The organism is Bacillus sp. FSL W7-1085 (assembly GCF_038595035.1).
Taxonomy (GTDB): Bacteria; Bacillota; Bacilli; order Bacillales; family Bacillaceae; genus Bacillus; species Bacillus altitudinis.
This window is the reverse complement of the sequence record NZ_CP152000.1, coordinates 3,628,031-3,646,107: the sequence shown is the minus strand read 5'-3', so window position 1 is coordinate 3,646,107 and position 18,077 is coordinate 3,628,031. Positions and strand designations below refer to the sequence as shown.

Here is an 18,077-nt window from a genome sequence, read left to right as displayed (position 1 = left end):
AATTCGCTCCGCTCCATTGCTCGTCCATCCTAGACTGCAAAGGTTTTCTTTCACGCTGAAAAGAAGACAAAGGGCTAAAATAAACTACATTTTAGCCCTTTGTCTACGGTCTGAGACGAGCAAAAGCTCGTCTTTTTTAATTGAAATAAAAAATTTCACTTTATGAAACAAACCTCTTGCAATCATGAAACAATGGGTGTATATTAGTTGACGAGTCAATGATTGATATATCAACTAATTGATCTGAATAGAAAAGAGGGGATGGCATTGACTGCATTTTGCTCTGAAGAAGCAGAGGTATTATATCGTTTGCAGTGCGTGAACCGTATGATGGGTGTGAAGTTCGAAGCATGCACGGGCATCAGCCAATCAAGACTGGAGTTGCTATCACTGTTATTCCAAGCCGACGAAATCAGCCAATCCGATTTGCAGAAAAAAGTAAATATTGATAGTGCGGCTGTGACGCGTCACTTAAAACAGTTAGAAACAAAAGGAATGGTCACGCGCAGAAGAAAGCCGGAAGATAATCGCGTCACGCTTGTTCGTCTGACAGATGAAGGCAGAACAAGAATCGAAGCTTCTAAAAAAGAAAAAGAACGATTTATCTCAGAAATGCTTGAAAACGTAAGTGATGAAGAACGAAAGCTTCTCACTGATGTGCTCATCCGTATACAACAAAACATCGAAAAGATTCAAACAACCTAAAGGAGTGTTACACATGGCTACAACATTAAAAACAAACGATTTTATGGATATTATGAAAGGGCGCCGCTCCATTCGTAACTATGATCCAGCAGTGAAAATTAGCAAAGAAGAAATGACGGAGATTTTAGAAGAGGCAACAACAGCACCATCATCAGTGAATGCACAGCCTTGGCGCTTCATGGTCATTGACAGCCCAGAAGGAAAAGAAAAGCTTGCACCACTCGCAAAATTCAACCAAACACAAGTAGCTACATCATCAGCTGTCATCGCTGTGTTTGCAGATATGAAAAACAATGAATACTTAGAAGAAATTTATTCAAAAGCAGTAGAAAATGGCTACATGCCGCAGGAAGTAAAAGAAAGACAAATTGCTGCATTAACTGCACATTTTGAAGCTCTTCCAGAGCAAGTGAATCGTGAAACGATCTTAATTGACGGTGGACTTGTGTCAATGCAGCTGATGCTTGCTGCTCGTGCGCATGGCTATGATACAAACCCAATTGGCGGATATGACAAAGAAGTCATCGCTGAAACATTCGGCTGGGATAAAGAGCGCTATGTACCAGTTATGCTTCTATCCATTGGGAAAGCAGCTGACGAAGGTTATGCTTCTTACCGTTTACCGATCGATCGCATCACAGAGTGGAAATAATTTTTTAAAAAAGGGAGACGATCATATGATTATTATTCATGCAGGGATGACCATTCATCCAGAGAAAGAAAACGTATTTTTAGAAGAAATCAACGGTTTAATGAAAGCTTCACAGGAAGAATTAGGAAATGTGTCCTACAAGCTTTTCAAGGATACAGAGAAAGAAAACACCTTTTTAATGGTAGAAGTGTGGAAAGATGAAGCAGCGGTTCAAAGCCATAATGCAAGTGCACATTTCCAAGCTTTCGTCGCAAAGGCAAAAGAATTTTTAGCCGCTCCACTTGATGTTGTTGCATATCAAGGAGAGCAACTTTCATAGAAAAACAACAAACACCCTAGGCATTTATAGCCTAGGGTTCTTTTATTTTCGACAATTCGTTCCACCTATTTCAATCTCGTATTGTGCATTTTCCACAAAGTTTCTGAAAATAAAATGTTTTTCGACTTAAGTATATTGGAATATGCTAGAATTAGATATTATTTATTACCAAATTAGGGAGGAACCAATATGAAAAAAGGGAAATGGACGAGCATCGCACTAACAGCTGTCCTCAGTTTAGGCACATTGACAGCTTTCAGCACCCCTCTATCTGCCCACACCTCAGAAAAGTCAACATCCTCAGATGGTGGTCATTATTCAGGTATTCCATTCGACGCAAGTGTTGTCAATGAAGACCGCCTCATCAAAGCCTTGAAAAAACAAGGAAAGATCAAAAAGAATGCCAATGAGGCAGAAACCCAAAAAGCATTAAAGAACTACTTAAAGAAAAAAGAAGAAGCAGCGATGAAACAAAGCGCAAGTACCTTAACAGAAGAACCTGAATTCCTAAAAGAATACAAACAAAATGTACATAATAAACTAGCCAAAAAGAAAAAGTTAAAGAAGCATAAAGGAAAAGAAGGCAATCAAGTAAAGCCGGTGAAAAAGGAAAAATATAAAGGCGACGTCCGTAATGATAAAGTTTTGGTATTATTAGTAGATTTTAAAGATTATAAGCATAATAGTATTAAAAAAGAAGAGACTGATATGTACTATGACAAGTACGATCAGCAGCACTACCAAGACATGCTTTTCGGAAAAAATGGCTACATCGGTCCAGATGGTAAAAGAAAAGTATCTATGAAGCAGTATTACGAAAAGCAGTCCGGTGGAAGCTACACGATTAGTGGAACAGTAGCTGGATGGTATACAGCCAAGCATGAAGCAGCATATTATGGCGGGAACGTACCAGACGAATCAGGCAGTGACGGCAGACCGCGCGAATTGGTGAAAGAAGCCCTCGAAGCAGCGGCAAAGGATCCAAACATTGACCTTGGTGAATATGATCAATGGGACCGCTATGATATGGATGGGGACGGTGTTTATAATGAGCCGGACGGTATCATTGACCACCTCATGGTTGTACACGCTGGCGTAGGTGAAGAAGCTGGCGGCGGACAGCTTGGCTCTGACGCGATTTGGTCGCATCGCTGGTCACTTGGTGATGTATTTGAGATTCCAAACACTGAATCAGAAGTGGGTCAAGGCGGAAAGTTAGGCGCTCTAGATTATACGATTGAGCCTGAAGATGGCGCAGCAGGCGTGTTCACACATGAATTTGGACATGATCTTGGTCTGCCTGATGAATACGATACACAATACACAGGCAGAGGAGAGCCCGTTTCTTATTGGTCTATCATGTCAAGCGGAAGCTGGGCAGGTAAAGTACCTGGTACGGAACCAACAGGTTTTAGTCCATATGCAAAAGAAATGCTTCAAAACTTGCATGGCGGCAACTGGCTTTCTGGAAAAACCATTGATGGTAAGACATTAACAAAAAGCAAAACAGTTTTAATCGATGAAGCAGCAACAAAAGGAACCAACCATGATGCGGTTCGAGTCGATTTGCCAGATAAAGAGATTGTGGTCACTCAGCCTGCACAAGGGCAATATTCATACTTCAGCGGAACAGGTGACAATTTGAATGCTACCATGACAACATCAGGGATTGATTTGTCGAAGGGAAGCAAAGCCGAGCTTACGTTTAAAGCATGGTACGATATCGAAGAAGATTATGACTATGCGTATGTAGAAGTTCGTGAAACTGGGACAGACAAATGGACAACCATTGCTGGTAATATTACGAATGATCGAAATGAGGCAGGAGCGAATGAAGGCAATGGCATCGATGGAAAATCAGATGGCTGGGTAGATGCATCCTTTGACCTTTCTGCTTATGCAGGGAAGAAGATCGATCTGCAATTCCGCTATACAACCGATGCAGGATATTCACTGCCAGGTTTATTTGTAGATGATCTAAAGATTACAGCAGATGGAGCAAAAGTGTGGTCAGATGATGCCGAGGGAACGTCCACGTTCACTTTTAATGGATTCTCTCAATCTAATGGAAAACAATATGCCGCTCAGTATTATTTACTAGAATGGCGCTCTTATGCTGATGTCGATAAAGGCTTAAAGCATATCAAACGAGGAGCAAGTCTGATGAGCTATAATAACGGTTTGGTCGTGTGGTACGTCGATCAATCGTACAGTGATAACTGGGTTGGAAAACATCCAGGGAACGGCTTCCTTGGAGTCGTAGATGCAGATCAACAAGTGTTGAAATGGAGTGACGGCTCTATTGCAGCGACAGGTTTCCAAGTACATGATGCAGCATTCTCTTTGAATCCAAGCACGAAGCTGAATATTGATTATACAGCGACAACAGGCTTAACCTTAGAGGATCGCTATATCCGCCCAACGCGTACATTTAGTGATAAAAAGAACTATGTGAATCCAAATAACCCGGATGCAGGACGTGATGTGCCAACATACGGCCTATCCTTTAAAGTCGTCGGACAAAGTAAGGACCGTTCTGTTGGAAAGGTATTAATTTCTAAAAGCAACTAAACAAAAAGCCGGATTCTATCCATGAATCCGGCTTTTTGATACGTTAAGATATGGGTTTTTAGCGTATGGCTCGTCTTTGATCGAATGTTTGTTCTTTTTTATTTTGATATCCGAATGAAACCATTATATAATAGAGATTGGAAGGTTTTTCTTTCATTCAATGTTCTTTTTAGTTGTTAAAAAACCAAGAAAGGATGAGCGTTACCAATGAGTTGTGTCACTGCCAAGCAATTAAAGGTGATTCGAGGGACGATGCAGACTTTTTGCAGCCATTTAGAGTATGATGGCCACGGTAAGCTTCATATTAATACCATCATGGCTTTTATTAAAAAGGAATTTGGTGTAAGAAAAATGAAAGACATTCCACAAAGTCGTTTTCATGAGGCGTTAGAGCTAATCCAAGACTTTGATTTATACACGGACAAAATACAAATACGAGACCGTCTATCAGAAAGGAATTCACTAAATTGAATATTTTAGCAATGATTTTAGTAGGAATTGTCGCTTTAGAGCACATTGTCATCATGTTACTAGAAATGTTTTTTATGGAATCAAAAATGGCGAAAAGATCTTTCAATCTGCCTGAACACTTACAAAAGGATCCAAATGTGAAAGTGATGTTTGCTAATCAAGGGCTATACAATGGCTTTCTAGCTGCTGGACTCATTTGGGGGCTCATTCTTGGTTCGAATACCGTAGGATATATGATTCAGCTATTTTTCGTTCTTTGTGTGTTCATCGCAGCAGTATTTGGCGGTGTGACGTCTAATAAATCGATTATCATCAAACAAGGGTTACCAGCTTTTCTTGCATTAATTGCACTTATCCTGGCTATATAATCCTATCAGCGTGATAGAAAACCTTTGCAGTTTAGGAAGGACGAGCATCGGAGCGAATTTGACATTGGTGAGCACCGAAGCGCATGACTGACACTGAATGCGAGGGGTTTGTCTACACGGTAAAGCCGCCCTAGAGGGCGGCTTTTATCTTTTACGCATTCCCATCAAACGAATAATGGACGTAAGACAAAGGGCAACAGCGACAGCCAATATGATTTTTCCATACATGACGCCCGTAAGATTCATTAAAAAGACAGCCAATATGATACAGAGCGTGATGATAATCATCACAATCGAATAGGTTTTCATCTCTTTTTCCACTCCTTTTAAATTCCCTCTAGCGCAAGAGGTCTGTCAATTGTTTCTCATATTATATCATTTCATCACAATTTTACATGAAATTCCCTGTCAATAGAATGTGACAGAATGATTAGATTTGAAGTGAGGCTATATTTTTTAAAAAATCGGGTATAACATAAAGAGTTGTATCCAAGTCTGATTGCTTGATATTTAATTGTGCAAAATATAAAATAGTCACATGATAAATAGAAAGGATGATAAAAGTTGAGCAAGAACGTTTTATTAGTATCAACAAGCAGCTCAGAAATGAACGGACACCCAACAGGCTTATGGCTAGAAGAATTGGCCGAGCCATTTCATATTTTTAAAGAAAATGGACTCAACGTGCAAATTGTTTCAATAAAAGGTGGAACAGTACCGATCGATAAAAATTCAATTCCTGAAGGAGTTCCAGCACAATATCAAGATGTGTATGAATTACTTCAAGACACAAAGGCACTGACCGATGTAAACCCAGCTGAGTATGATGGCATTTTCTTTGCTGGAGGACATGGCCCAATGATCGACTTTGCGTCCAATCAATTGGTTGCCGATGCGATCTTAGCGATTTCAGACAAAAAAGGAGCCGTTGGGGCAGTTTGCCATGGCGTTTCTGCCTTTGTTGATGTGAAGGATCGTGATGGAAAATCATTTATCGACGGCAAGAAAATAACAGGATTCACAAATGAGGAAGAGGATGCTGTTCAATTGACATCTAAAGTTCCATTTTTATTGGAAACAAAACTTCGCGAGCAAGGGGCAGCATTTGAAAAAGGCGATGCATTTGCGCCATTCGCCGTTGTAGACGGACAAATTATTACTGGACAAAATCCAGGATCAAGTGCAGAAACAGCACGTTTATTTGTCAAAACCATTGCATAAATCATCAAAAAAACCAGTCGTGACGCATACGGCTGGTTTTTTGTTATAAAAATTTCCTAAAAAAGTCCAAAACAAGTATTAGAAAAATGGTAAAATAATCACAGGGTAAAAAACCCAAATTAGGGAAAAGGGGATGTTCCTGTGAGAGCATTTTATGTCAAAATCACCGCCGCCTTACTGTCTATTTTATTGGTCACAACAGGTTTATTTTCACCAGCAATCAAAGCAGAAGATGCACCAAAATCAAGTGAAAAAGTATCGCCACTGACTGAAAAAGCCATTCAGCAAGTGCAAGAGTCGTTTGAAAAGCAGGATAAAGGGACTGCGGTTCAACAGAAGGAAGTAAAAAAATCATTTAAAGTAGATAAGAAAAAGGGAATAAGTATTAAACGAAAAGCGGCTGCAGATGGAAAGATGCGCACGTCTGCCGTTCGCTCTATTGATGGACTAGCCATTAATCAATCGGCAGTTTTAAACGAGGAAGATCCAGTTGATTTATGGTTCTTAAGTACATCGTCCCCTCAGGCGCTCATCAGCCGGATTATCTCTCCAAATGCTGATTATTTCGTTCAGTTATTTGTTATTGATTATGAAGAAGGACAAGCTTATCCAACGGATCTGATTCAACCGGCAGGCAGTCTGCTTGCGTTAAGCAATTTACCAGCGGGTGATTATGCGTTTGGTATTACTAGCGGTGGAGACTTTGGAGACTCATATACATTACAGGTGAATGCAAAAAATCCACCAAATTTCACAGGTGCTGAATCCCTGTCATCAACATTGCAATACTTTGTTGCTTCGTATGCCAATGGGGATGTTTTCGCAAATGGTACAAAAGTATATAACAAACAATCTAAGACCGCTGATTATAAATGGGAGCGTGTATTTTATTTCTCATATGATGGAAAATATCAACAGAGAACGCATTCTGTTGACAGTGTAAAAGTGAAGAGTATTTCGGCACCAGTATCGTACTCTGCTCCATACGCAAGTTCCTCTGAGGCCATTCTTGTCTACTTAGATGTGGAGACATTATTTATGTATCATGAATCATCGTTTGCTAGTGGGCAGTACTACCATAGCAGCTTTGTTGATACTCTCGGAAAGACAACGCCAAGGCGTTTAGACATTGATGACCTGACAAATTACGGCGATCATATTTTGGCTGTTGATTTAAAGACAGGAAAGCCAATTGATTTCTTCAGTGTCCTTAATTTCTACTATGCAGCAGGGATCGAGAAGCTGCCAACGATCAATACATTGAATTAAGATCGGCGGTTGACATCAAATCGCCACATGTGTAGAGTAAAGATAATTAAATGACAAAAGTCCACTAGGGGAGTCATGTATGACTGAGACAAGAGGAAATCTTGGACCCTTTGAACCTGATCTAGTTTGTACTAGCGGAGGGAAGTGGAGCTGGACCTTGTCTTATTCATGATTGAATCGATAAGAAGGCCGCTCCATTTGGGGTGGCTTTTTCATTTATTCAACTGAAAAAGAGGAGGCTTTTTTTATGACATTTTCAACCCAATTAAGGCAAGAAGCAGAACCATTATTTGAAGCGATTTATCAGCATCCGTTTGTGAGAGGACTCGCAGCAGGAGAACTCGAAAAGGAACAGATCATTCATTATGTCAAACAGGATGCAGAATATTTAAATGCCTTTATTAAAATTTATGCGGCAGCCATCAGCAGATGTACAGACAGAGAGGACATTACCTTTTTCCATCAACAAATGGCTTTTGTCCTTGATAGTGAGACACATCCTCATCAAAACCTTTGCCGAGTGGCAGGTGTCGCTTATGATGAACTGCAAGGTGCGTCTTTGGCGCCAAGTGCCCATCACTATATTCATCACATGCTGCAAGTCGCAAAGGAAGGGACGCTAGGAGAAATCATTGCGGTTTTGCTCCCTTGCCCTTGGACCTATTGGGAAATAGGCAAACGAATGCTTAAAGATGTTGAGCCCGATCCTGCCCATCCATTCTATGAGTGGATCACGTTTTATGGCGGGTTAACGGACTCTGTTACAGTGGAGCTTTGCAAACGGCTTGATCAGTGGGCGGAAGGAGCAAGTGAGAAGGAAAAGGAGAAAATGAAACAGCACTTCATCTTAAGCTGTCAGCTTGAGTATAAATTCTGGGACATGGCCTTTACTGTCGAAGAGTGGCCTGTCCAAATGGAGGTGCATTCTTCATGACATGGAAGATGAAAGAAGTCGTTCTTGCTGTCATTTTATCAGTGGCATGCGGAGTTATCTATTTAGGGTGGTCGACTCTTTATTTACCGATTACAGCCCTTGTCGGTCCAGCAGGAGGCAACATCATGTTCGGAATTTGGGTCATTGCCAGTCCAATCGTTGCTTACATTATCCATAAGCCAGGAGCTGCCCTCATCGCAGAAACAGCTGCCGCTGCCGTGGAATTACTGACAGGCAGCCACTTCGGTCTTTCTGCGCTTTTGATTGGTGTATGCCAAGGACTTGGAGCAGAAATCGCCTTCGCTCTATTTGGCTATAAGCGATATCGCATGTGGACACTCATGTTGTCTGGTGCCTTTGCAGCAGTAGGGGCAATGGCATATAGCCTCATTGCCAATGGATTCGGCTATTACACGCCTCAAGTGTTACTCATGACACTTGTCACTCAAGTCATTAGCGGTATGTTACTCGGCGGTTGCTTGGCAAAGGTTGTGGTGGATGCTTTATCTAAAACGGGTGTGCTGAATCAATATGCCATCATGAAAGAAAAACGAAGTAAGGGTGACCAGCATGGATTCATTTCTCGCGTGCAGTAATCTCACTGTCCGTTTTTATGAACAGCCGAATCCCGTTCTTCATCAAGTATCTCTTTCTATTCAAAAGGGGGAAAAGGTGCTGATATTAGGACCAAGTGGAAGCGGGAAATCTACGCTGATTTCTGTGCTTGCTGGCATTATTCCAGAGCATATGGAAGCTGAAGTACAGGGAGAAGTGATGCGGCAAAGGCATACTGGTGTCATGTTTCAAGACCCAGATTCGCAGTTTTGTATGCACCGAGTCAATGAAGAAATTGCGTTTAGCTTAGAGAATCGATCTGTCCCTCGTGAACAAATGGATGACATGATTCAGCATCTCATGAAAAAGGTACAGCTGGATGTCGACCCAAATACAGATATTCATACCTTATCTGGCGGAATGAAGCAGCGGTTGGCGCTTGCATGTTTACTAGCATTAGAGCCAGATGTCCTGTTCTTTGATGAACCGACAGCACAGCTTGATCCAGCAGGAAGAATGGAGATATTTCAATTACTTCAGCATCTTTCGGCTGAACAGAATCAGACGATGATTTTTGTGGAGCATGTGTTAGACGGTGTCATCGAGTGGATGGATCGGGTGATCTTATTAGATCATCAAGGCCGTATCATAGCAGATGGAACGCCAAAAGACGTGATGATCACATTTGAGGGAGAAATGAAAGAAGCCGGCATCTGGCGTCCGAAAATATTTCCCGAGAAATGGTCCAATGTCTTACAAGATCCGTTTCATTCACTGAGTCAAACACTCTTGCAAACCTTTGAGGCGAGAAAAGAACGTCATGAGAAATTGTCATCAACAGATCGAGAGGTCATTATTCGCACAGATCATCTACAATTAAGCTACGGGAAAAAAAGCATTATAGATGACCTGCACCTTAATATAAAAGCAGGAGATTGGGTTGCGATCATCGGTGAAAATGGGAGCGGAAAAAGTACGTTTCTTAAACATGTCATCCGTTTAGAACCAATAAAGAAAGGTCACATTTTCTTAAAAGGAAAACACCTGAAAAAGTGGTCTGACCGAACATTATATGAAAAAGCAGGCTTTGTATTTCAAAATCCAGAACTTCAATTTATACAGGACACAGTGTTTGATGAAATCGCATTTGGTGGGAGACAGCGAAATTGGCCAGAGCCTGTTGTGCAAGAAAAAACGAATCAGCTATTGGTAGAGTTCGGCCTAGAGAAGCATAGAGATGCGCATCCTTTCACCTTAAGCTTAGGACAAAAAAGAAGATTAAGTGTTGCCACAATGCTTCTTTTTGATCAGGATGTACTCATTTTAGATGAGCCGACCTTCGGGCAGGATGAGAAAACGGCGAGGGAGTTAATCCGGCGTTTAAAAGAACGTCAACGACAAGGCACCACTATTATCATGGTCACACATGATATGGAACTCGTTGATGAGTGCGCTGATCAGGTGCTTGTTTTTCATCAAGGGGAGCATGTTTATGATGGTACGCCTTTTGATTTATTTTCTCATCAGGAACTTGTCACTTCCTGTGAGCTGAGAGTGCCGTTACATTACCGCTATATGGCTGAAAGAAAGGAAGTGATGACGATTGCAAAGTAATCACTCCTTTCTATCCACTGTAAACCCAGTCATGAAATTACTGGCCCATCTCCTTGCGATGTGCTGTCTGATGGCGATTTCTGATCCTAAAACGACGTTCATCATCTGGCTGTTTGCACTTGGAATTGGACTTGTCCTAGGCGGCTGGAATTTGAAATACCTCATCACCAGACTTGTACCTTATCTGCTCTTTTTCATTCTCGTGTTTTGGATGATCGCGGCCTTTGGCAAGGGAGATCATACAGTTTGGAAGTGGGCATGGTTTCATATCACAGAGGAGAGTTTAAGAAATGGGCTGACCATTTCTTTTAGAATGCTTGGGTTTGTGACATTTGGTCTCCTTTTTACATCAACAACTGATTTGACGGCCTTTATGATGAGCTTAATCCATCAATGCCGAATGTCACCCAAATGGGCATATGGGATGCTGGCAGGCTTCCGGTTTATCCCGTTGTTTCAAAGTGAATTGAAGCAAATGAAGGCTGCACATAAAATTAGAGGTTACAAGCAAAAAAACAGTTGGAAAGCCTTTATACGTTATGCACTCCCTCTTTTCACGCAAGGCGTACGGAAATCTGAACGACTAGCCATTGCGATGGAAGCAAGAGGCTTCACTGGGACGAGGGAGAGAACGTATTATCATGTCATCAGCACTTCATGGATCGACTGCATGTATCTTTTTTTCATCGTCATTAGTGTGTTGATATGCATCTTCTTCTTTTAAAAACAGCCACATTCTCTTGATAGAATGTGGCTGTTTTATATGTCTTAGGTCATTTGGTTGATATTAGTACACATTGCAGGCTGTAATAGATCATATAAAGAACCGATAAAGAGAGTGTACTGAGAAAAAGAGAGGATGAACGTGAGCGAATGTCACAGAGAATTGATAACATAATAGACGCTTTACCAATCGTTGGACTAGCTATGAGAGAGCAGCTAACCTTTTCTGTGTTAGGGAAAGAGAAGGTTCTTTATTATCAGCAGCACGGGAACATTGACTTAGGGTTTAAAGCAGGGGACGTTGTAGCTCCCGGGTTCCAAAACTTTTCAATGTTGAAAAATGGGAGAGAGCCATCGTTTATCCAGATTCCTAAAGAGGTGTACGGAATTCCTATGGACATCGTCGCCGTCCCGATTAAAGATGACAATGGTCAAGTGGTCGCTGCCTTCTGTGTAGCATATGACCAAACGAATCAACAACGATTAGAACACATTATGACGGAAAGTAACGATGCTTCCGAAAAACTAGTCGCGATGGTACAGCAAGTGGCTGCACATTCAGAGGAACTACAAGCGACAAGTGAACAAATTCTACAAAATACAAAAACCACTGTCGAAAATTCCTCTAAAATCAACCAAGTGTCTAATCTCATCAAAGGTATCTCTGATCAAACGAACTTACTTGGACTCAATGCATCCATTGAGGCTGCAAGAGTAGGTGAAGCAGGAGCAGGCTTTGGGGTGGTTGCTACAGAAGTGAGAAAGCTGTCTACTCACGCGAAGCAAGCAACGACTGATATTGAAACAGCGCTAAAAGATGTGCAAGGTTCTATCAAAGGAATGGAAGAAGAAATAGCACAAATTGTGGCTTCTTCTGAACATCAAGCAGAACTCGTTGGCACTTTCACAAAAATTATTGAGGGGCTGCACGAAACGAACGAAACGATGAAATCATTGGCAACAGACTTAGTGAATTATCAAGTGAAATAAATAAATGAATCACCAAACCTCCAGCCGTATCGGAGGTTTTTTAACGTGTTAAAGTGAGTTTTTTGTCACGATATTGACGGGTTTTTCACTGACAGGGAAGTTACACTTCTGTATGATAGAAAAAGAGAGACCTGTTTTGATCATTAGACCTATTCATAAGGAGGAAGACCATCTTGACACAATCAGCAAAGCTGCAAGAAGTACTTGCGCCTTACCGTCCATTGTTAGATCAAACTGAAAAACCACTGATTCAATTACAGATAAAACAAGGAAAAACAGGACCATATGACAGCAAAATAGCAGGTGATCCTTATTTCCCAAAAAACGACGAATATCCCGTTGATGGAGAAGGTCATCCTATGAAGCTGCTGGCACAAATCAATTTCGGCCAGCTGCCAAAGCTGAAAGATTACCCAGAAACAGGACTTTTGCAAGTGTTTATTTCTGTACATGATGATCTTTATGGGATGAATATTGACCAAAAAACAGAGCAAAAAGATTTTCGGATCAAATTTATTGAGGAACCTTTCTTAGCTGAAGAAGACTTATTGACTGATTTTTCATTCGTGAAAATTCCTGACGATTTTTATTTTCCAGTTACGAAGGAAGGTGCGATTACAGGTGAATTATCAAGCGAAGCGATCAGTGTAGGAGATTTCCGCTTTGAAAAAGTCACAGGAAAGCAAAGCTGGGATCTATTCGAAGATGCTGTTGGTATTGATGGTGATGAAGCAGATCAATTGCTAGATGAATTTTATGAGACAGCAAGTGGTTTTGGCCATAAAGTTGGCGGATACCCAGGTTTTACACAAGAAGACCCGCGTACCTATGTAGACCAAGAACATACTGTGCTATTATTGCAAATTGACTCAGATGATGAAGTGGACATGTTGTGGGGAGATTGCGGCATTGCTAACTTTTTTATCAAACCAGAAGACCTCAAACGAAAACATTTCGAAAATGTCGTCTATAACTGGGATTGCTCCTAATTTTGTAAAAAACACTCTTTTTGAAGAGTGTTTTTTGTCTATTTTTAGCCTTTTTGCCCCTAAATCGTCATTTCTGAGAGGTAATATGTCATTCTTTCTAGTTGACCGTATCAAAAAAAAATGTAAAATCATCTTAAAGTCCTCTTTTTTGAAAATAATAATAAAATGACATATCAATCAACAATGAAATGCTCGAAAAAGCGGAATGTACTGGGGGGGATCAATTGATCATTTCGAAAGTAATCAACAATAATGTGGTCAGTGCGTATGATGACGAGCAGCATGAGCTGGTCATTATGGGCAGAGGGATTGCGTTTCAAAAGAAAAGCGGAGACCCGATTGACGAAGAACGTATCGAAAAAGTATTTTCCATTCAAAATAAAGATATATCAGAAAAATTCAAAACCCTGCTTTATGATATTCCGATCGAGTATATGCAAGTGTGTGAGGCAATTATCGATCACGCAAGAACGACCCTTAACAAAAATTTAAATGACAGCATCTATGTCACATTAACGGATCATATTACCTTTGCTATTGAACGTCATCAAAAAGGAATGGACATTAAAAATGCCTTGCTTTGGGAAATCAAGCGGCTGTACAAAGAGGAATTCATGTGTGGTGTAGAAGCGATTCGGATCATACAGGACAAGCTCAACATCCATCTTCCCGAGGATGAAGCAGGCTTTATTGCGATGCATATTGTCAATGCAGAACTGAATGAGGAAATGCCGAATGTCATTCAAATTACAAAACTGATTCAAGATATTTTGAACATCGTAAAGTATCATTTCCAAATTGATTTGGACGAAGAATCATTAAATTATTTCCGTTTTGTCACGCATTTGAAGTTTTTTGGACAGCGTCTGTTTAACGAAACACAAATGGAAAATCAAAATGAGTTTCTGTATGAAGTGGTAAAGGAAAAAAATACAGCCGCTTTTCAATGTGCGGAGAAAATTAATGACTATGTTCAAAAAGAATACAACCGAAGTCTCATAGAAGATGAGATGTTATACTTAACTTTGCACATCGATCGAGTCATAAAAAGAAAATAAATCAAAAAGAAAGCGTTGACATATCAAAATTAACATGCTAATTTATAACTATAAACTCAATAACCCACAATCTTTTAGGATTGTTACTGGTCAAGCAGGCAAAACCTAAATCATTGTCCCTATCTTTGATAAGGCGTGATTTAGGTTTTTTTGTATCTAAAGGCTTATAAAATTGAATAACGATCAATCGCTATGAAGGATTGTTACTGGTTAAGCAGGCAAAACCTAAATATCGATTAATGTCTGAATCGCTATTTTTCGGGCATTAATGGATGTTTAGGTTTTTTCTATATCAAGATGAAATCAACGATTGGAGGGTAACACAATGAACCACAAACAAACAGCAAAAGAAGTTCTAGAGCTTGTCGGCGGTGAAAAGAATGTTAAGCATGTCACGCACTGTATGACAAGGCTCCGCTTCAACCTATACGATGAAAGCAAAGCGGATAAAGAGAAGCTGCAATCAACAGACGGCGTCATGGGCGTGAATCAAAGCGGCGGTCAATACCATGTCATTATTGGCAACGACGTATCAAACGTCTATCAAGCAATGATTGCTGATTCTGGGTTATCAACAGATGTAAAGTCAGGCGATTCAGAAGAAGCATCAAAACAAAATGTGATTTCAAAGCTTTTCGATTTTATCTCTGGTGTTTTCACACCGATTCTTCCAGCCATCGCTGGAGCTGGTATGATCAAAGGGATCTTGGCATTAATGCTGACGTTCCAATGGATCTCAGATAAAAGCAGCACATATGCGATTTTAACAGCTATCGGAGACGGAGCCTTTTACTTCTTACCGATTCTGCTCGCTGTAAGCGTAGCCAAAAAAATTGGCACAAATCAGTATATCGCCGCTGCCATTGCAGCAGCCGCACTGCACCCGCAGCTCACTGCTTTACTAGGTGCAGGAAATACAGAATTTCTAGGCTTGCCAGTGGTTGCCGTTGTGTACTCTTCATCGGTGATTCCAATTCTACTCACGATCTGGCTCGGCTCATATGTTGAAAGATTCGCGGAAAAATATAGTCCGAAATCACTAAAAATCATTCTTGTTCCAACAGTTACACTTCTTGTCGTGGTACCAGTTATGCTCATCGCGGTTGGACCGCTTGGTGGGATTATCGGAAATGGCCTTTCCGGTGGAATTGATTTATTGTTCAAACATGCAGGTATTTTGGCCGGACTCTTAATCGGTGGCTTTATGTCACCATTGATCATTACGGGCATGCACTATGCACTACTTCCAATCATGATCAACAACATTACATTAAACGGTTTTGACTTCATTCTTCCAATGATGTTTGTAGCGAATATGGCACAAGCAGGCGCAGCATTCGGTGTCTTCTTAAGATCAAAAAACAAAACATTCAAATCATTGGCGATGTCTACAAGTATCACTGCGTTAATGGGTATTACTGAACCTGCTATGTATGGTGTGAACATGCGATTGAAAAAACCGTTCCTTGCAGCCCTCATTGGTGCAGCAGCAGGCGGCGTGTTCATGTCTATCTTCAAAGTAAAGTCATATGTGATATCAGGATCAGCAGGTCTTCCAGGTCTCCCAACGTTCATTGGACCGACATTTGTTTACTCCATCATTGGATTAGTGATCGGCTTTGTTGTAGCAACCATCATGACACTTGTTCTAGGCTTCAAAGATGTACCAGTGAAAGATGATACAAAAGCAGACAAACCAGAAGAAAAGAAAGACACAGTAGCGCTTCAAAATGAAGTGGTACAAAGCCCGCTTGAAGGTCAACTCAAGCCGCTCAATCAAGTAAATGATGCAACATTCTCTAATGAAATCATGGGTAAAGGAACAGCCATTGTCCCAACAGTTGGACGTGTAGTAGCTCCGTTCAACGGCAAGGTTGAAACCATTTTCCAAACGAAACATGCCATTGGTTTAAAGAGTGATCAAGGCACAGAGCTTCTCATCCATGTGGGGATTGATACAGTAAAACTTGGCGGTAAACATTTCACAAGTCATGTGCAGTCAGGTGATCTCGTTCAAGCAGGAGATCTGCTAGTTGAATTTGATATCAAGGGCATTCAGCAAGAAGGCTATGATGTAACAACGCCAATTATCGTCACCAACACAAATGATTATGCACAAGTTAATGCGAAAACAGATGGGGCGATTACAGTAAAAGAGACATTGCTTACAGTCAGTGTAGAAGAAAATGAGGAGGGCATTCAACATGACCAATTTAGAAAAAACATTTCCTAAAGGTTTCTTATGGGGCGGCGCAGTAGCCGCCAACCAAATTGAAGGTGCTTATAACAAAGATGGAAAAGGCTTATCAACAGCGGATGTATCACCACACGGTATTATGCACCCATTCGATGAATCAATGAAGGACCTTAACTTATATCATGATGCGATCGACTTCTATCATCGCTACAAAGAAGATATTGCCCTGTTTGCAGAAATGGGATTCAAGTGCTTCAGACTATCCATTTCTTGGCCACGTATTTTCCCAAATGGCGACGATGCGGAACCGAATGAAGCGGGCCTCGCTTTCTATGAAAAAGTATTTGATGAACTGCATAAGCATGGAATTGAGCCAGTTGTCACGATCTCTCACTATGAAATGCCACTTGCACTTGTGAAAAACTACGGCGGATGGAGAAACCGTAAGCTTGTGGGTCTTTATGAAACATACGCTAAAACATTGTTCACTCGCTTTAAAGATAAAGTGAAATATTGGATGACTTTCAATGAAATTAACGTCGTCTTACATGCTCCTTTCACAGGGGGTGGCCTTGTATTTGAAGAAGGCGAAGACGAGAAAAGCATTCAATATCAAGCAGCGCATCACCAATTTGTTGCAAGTGCTCTAGCTGTTAAAGCAGGACACGAAATCATTCCTGATGCGAAAATCGGTTGTATGATTGCAGCGATGACAACTTATCCGTACAGCTCAAGACCAGAAGATATGTTTGCTGCGATTGATCAAGATCGTAAAACATTGTTCTTCTCAGATGTACAGTCAAGAGGCTATTACCCTGGATATATGAAACGTTATTTCCTGGAAAATAACATCAACATTGAATTCCAAGACGGTGACGAAGACATTCTAAGAAACCATACAGTCGACTATATTGGCTTCAGCTATTATATGAGTTTTGTGACAAGTACAGATCCAGAGGTACTTGGACAAGTGACTGGTGGCAACCTATTTGAAGGCGTGAAAAACCCTTATCTAGAAGCAAGTGATTGGGGATGGCAAATTGATCCAAAAGGACTTCGTACAACACTAAACCAACTATATGACCGCTACCAAAAACCATTGTTTATCGTAGAAAATGGATTGGGTGCTGTGGATCAAGTAGAAGAAGACGGCTCAATTCAAGACGATTACCGAATTGATTACCTAAGAAGTCATTTGCTTGAGGCAAGAGAAGCGATCGCAGACGGCGTTGATCTGATCGGCTATACAAGCTGGGGCCCAATTGATCTTGTCAGTGCATCAACAGCTGAAATGAAAAAACGCTACGGCTTCATTTATGTCGACCGTGACAATGAAGGCAACGGTACATTAGATAGAAAGAAAAAGAAAAGCTTTGATTGGTATAAACAAGTGATCGCGACAAATGGAAAGCATTTAGACGCATAAAAAAGAGAGACAAAC

General features: G+C 40.8%; 17 protein-coding genes, 1 pseudogene and 1 riboswitch. Of the genes and pseudogenes, 17 read left to right on the top strand and 1 reads right to left on the bottom strand.

Annotated features, from left to right (window positions below; all coding sequences use genetic code 11):
• Nucleotides 1-261: 261 nt before the first annotated feature.
• The 6 genes from MKY11_RS18940 to MKY11_RS18915 all read left to right on the top strand — a co-directional run bounded on the left by MKY11_RS18940 (nucleotide 262) and on the right by MKY11_RS18915 (nucleotide 5,086).
• The gene (locus MKY11_RS18940) at nucleotides 262-705 is read left to right on the top strand and encodes a MarR family transcriptional regulator (protein WP_045033720.1); all 444 of its coding nucleotides are present in this window, start codon (nucleotides 262-264) and stop codon (nucleotides 703-705) included.
• A gap of 13 nt (nucleotides 706-718) precedes the next feature.
• Complete coding sequence (locus tag MKY11_RS18935) at nucleotides 719-1,357, top strand: nitroreductase family protein (protein WP_017368360.1); 639 nt, start codon at nucleotides 719-721, stop codon at nucleotides 1,355-1,357.
• A gap of 25 nt (nucleotides 1,358-1,382) precedes the next feature.
• Entirely contained in the window at nucleotides 1,383-1,676 is a 294-nt protein-coding gene (locus tag MKY11_RS18930) for a putative quinol monooxygenase (RefSeq protein ID WP_327862300.1), read from the top strand.
• Between the two features lie 189 nt (nucleotides 1,677-1,865).
• On the top strand, nucleotides 1,866-4,247 hold the full coding sequence (locus MKY11_RS18925; RefSeq protein ID WP_100324611.1) for an immune inhibitor A domain-containing protein: 2,382 nt from the start codon (nucleotides 1,866-1,868) through the stop codon (nucleotides 4,245-4,247).
• 207 nt (nucleotides 4,248-4,454) lie between these two features.
• A complete protein-coding gene (locus tag MKY11_RS18920) occupies nucleotides 4,455-4,718 on the top strand; it encodes an ORF6C domain-containing protein (RefSeq protein WP_008345710.1) in 264 nt (87 codons plus the stop codon).
• Nucleotides 4,715-5,086 (top strand): DUF1304 domain-containing protein, encoded by a 372-nt coding sequence (locus MKY11_RS18915; RefSeq protein WP_007498006.1) that lies wholly within the window; start codon nucleotides 4,715-4,717, stop codon nucleotides 5,084-5,086. Before MKY11_RS18920 ends, MKY11_RS18915 begins: the two co-directional genes overlap by 4 nt.
• A 144-nt stretch (nucleotides 5,087-5,230) precedes the next feature.
• On the opposite strand, the pseudogene MKY11_RS18910 reads toward MKY11_RS18915, so the two are convergent.
• A pseudogene (locus tag MKY11_RS18910) lies at nucleotides 5,231-5,425 on the bottom strand (hypothetical protein); the annotation flags it as partial.
• A gap of 225 nt (nucleotides 5,426-5,650) precedes the next feature.
• Here MKY11_RS18910 and MKY11_RS18905 point away from each other — a divergent pair.
• The 11 genes from MKY11_RS18905 to MKY11_RS18855 all read left to right on the top strand — a co-directional run bounded on the left by MKY11_RS18905 (nucleotide 5,651) and on the right by MKY11_RS18855 (nucleotide 18,062).
• On the top strand, nucleotides 5,651-6,307 hold the full coding sequence (locus tag MKY11_RS18905) for a type 1 glutamine amidotransferase domain-containing protein (protein WP_217967689.1): 657 nt from the start codon (nucleotides 5,651-5,653) through the stop codon (nucleotides 6,305-6,307).
• A 141-nt stretch (nucleotides 6,308-6,448) separates the two neighbouring features.
• The gene (locus tag MKY11_RS18900) at nucleotides 6,449-7,576 is read left to right on the top strand and encodes a hypothetical protein (RefSeq protein WP_041091253.1); all 1,128 of its coding nucleotides are present in this window, start codon (nucleotides 6,449-6,451) and stop codon (nucleotides 7,574-7,576) included.
• A gap of 56 nt (nucleotides 7,577-7,632) precedes the next feature.
• A riboswitch (TPP riboswitch) is annotated at nucleotides 7,633-7,736 on the top strand.
• 87 nt (nucleotides 7,737-7,823) lie between these two features.
• Nucleotides 7,824-8,510 (top strand): thiaminase II, encoded by a 687-nt coding sequence (gene tenA / locus MKY11_RS18895; RefSeq protein ID WP_017358641.1) that lies wholly within the window; start codon nucleotides 7,824-7,826, stop codon nucleotides 8,508-8,510.
• Nucleotides 8,507-9,106, top strand: a complete 600-nt coding sequence (locus MKY11_RS18890; protein WP_342501692.1) for an ECF transporter S component — start codon at nucleotides 8,507-8,509, stop codon at nucleotides 9,104-9,106. The genes tenA and MKY11_RS18890 overlap by 4 nt, the downstream gene beginning before the upstream one ends.
• The gene (locus MKY11_RS18885; RefSeq protein WP_342501691.1) at nucleotides 9,081-10,679 is read left to right on the top strand and encodes an energy-coupling factor transporter ATPase; all 1,599 of its coding nucleotides are present in this window, start codon (nucleotides 9,081-9,083) and stop codon (nucleotides 10,677-10,679) included. The genes MKY11_RS18890 and MKY11_RS18885 overlap by 26 nt, the downstream gene beginning before the upstream one ends.
• A complete protein-coding gene (locus MKY11_RS18880; protein ID WP_024719222.1) occupies nucleotides 10,669-11,403 on the top strand; it encodes an energy-coupling factor transporter transmembrane component T in 735 nt (244 codons plus the stop codon). The genes MKY11_RS18885 and MKY11_RS18880 overlap by 11 nt, the downstream gene beginning before the upstream one ends.
• 149 nt (nucleotides 11,404-11,552) lie before the next feature.
• Complete coding sequence (locus MKY11_RS18875; RefSeq protein WP_047947031.1) at nucleotides 11,553-12,392, top strand: methyl-accepting chemotaxis protein; 840 nt, start codon at nucleotides 11,553-11,555, stop codon at nucleotides 12,390-12,392.
• A gap of 173 nt (nucleotides 12,393-12,565) precedes the next feature.
• Nucleotides 12,566-13,381, top strand: coding sequence for a YwqG family protein (locus MKY11_RS18870; protein ID WP_039165018.1), 816 nt, complete (start codon nucleotides 12,566-12,568; stop codon nucleotides 13,379-13,381).
• 224 nt (nucleotides 13,382-13,605) lie between these two features.
• Nucleotides 13,606-14,439 (top strand): PRD domain-containing protein, encoded by an 834-nt coding sequence (locus tag MKY11_RS18865; RefSeq protein WP_017368351.1) that lies wholly within the window; start codon nucleotides 13,606-13,608, stop codon nucleotides 14,437-14,439.
• 325 nt (nucleotides 14,440-14,764) lie between these two features.
• On the top strand, nucleotides 14,765-16,672 hold the full coding sequence (locus MKY11_RS18860; protein ID WP_342501690.1) for a beta-glucoside-specific PTS transporter subunit IIABC: 1,908 nt from the start codon (nucleotides 14,765-14,767) through the stop codon (nucleotides 16,670-16,672).
• Nucleotides 16,644-18,062 (top strand): glycoside hydrolase family 1 protein, encoded by a 1,419-nt coding sequence (locus MKY11_RS18855; RefSeq protein WP_060781566.1) that lies wholly within the window; start codon nucleotides 16,644-16,646, stop codon nucleotides 18,060-18,062. Before MKY11_RS18860 ends, MKY11_RS18855 begins: the two co-directional genes overlap by 29 nt.
• Nucleotides 18,063-18,077 lie beyond the last annotated feature (15 nt).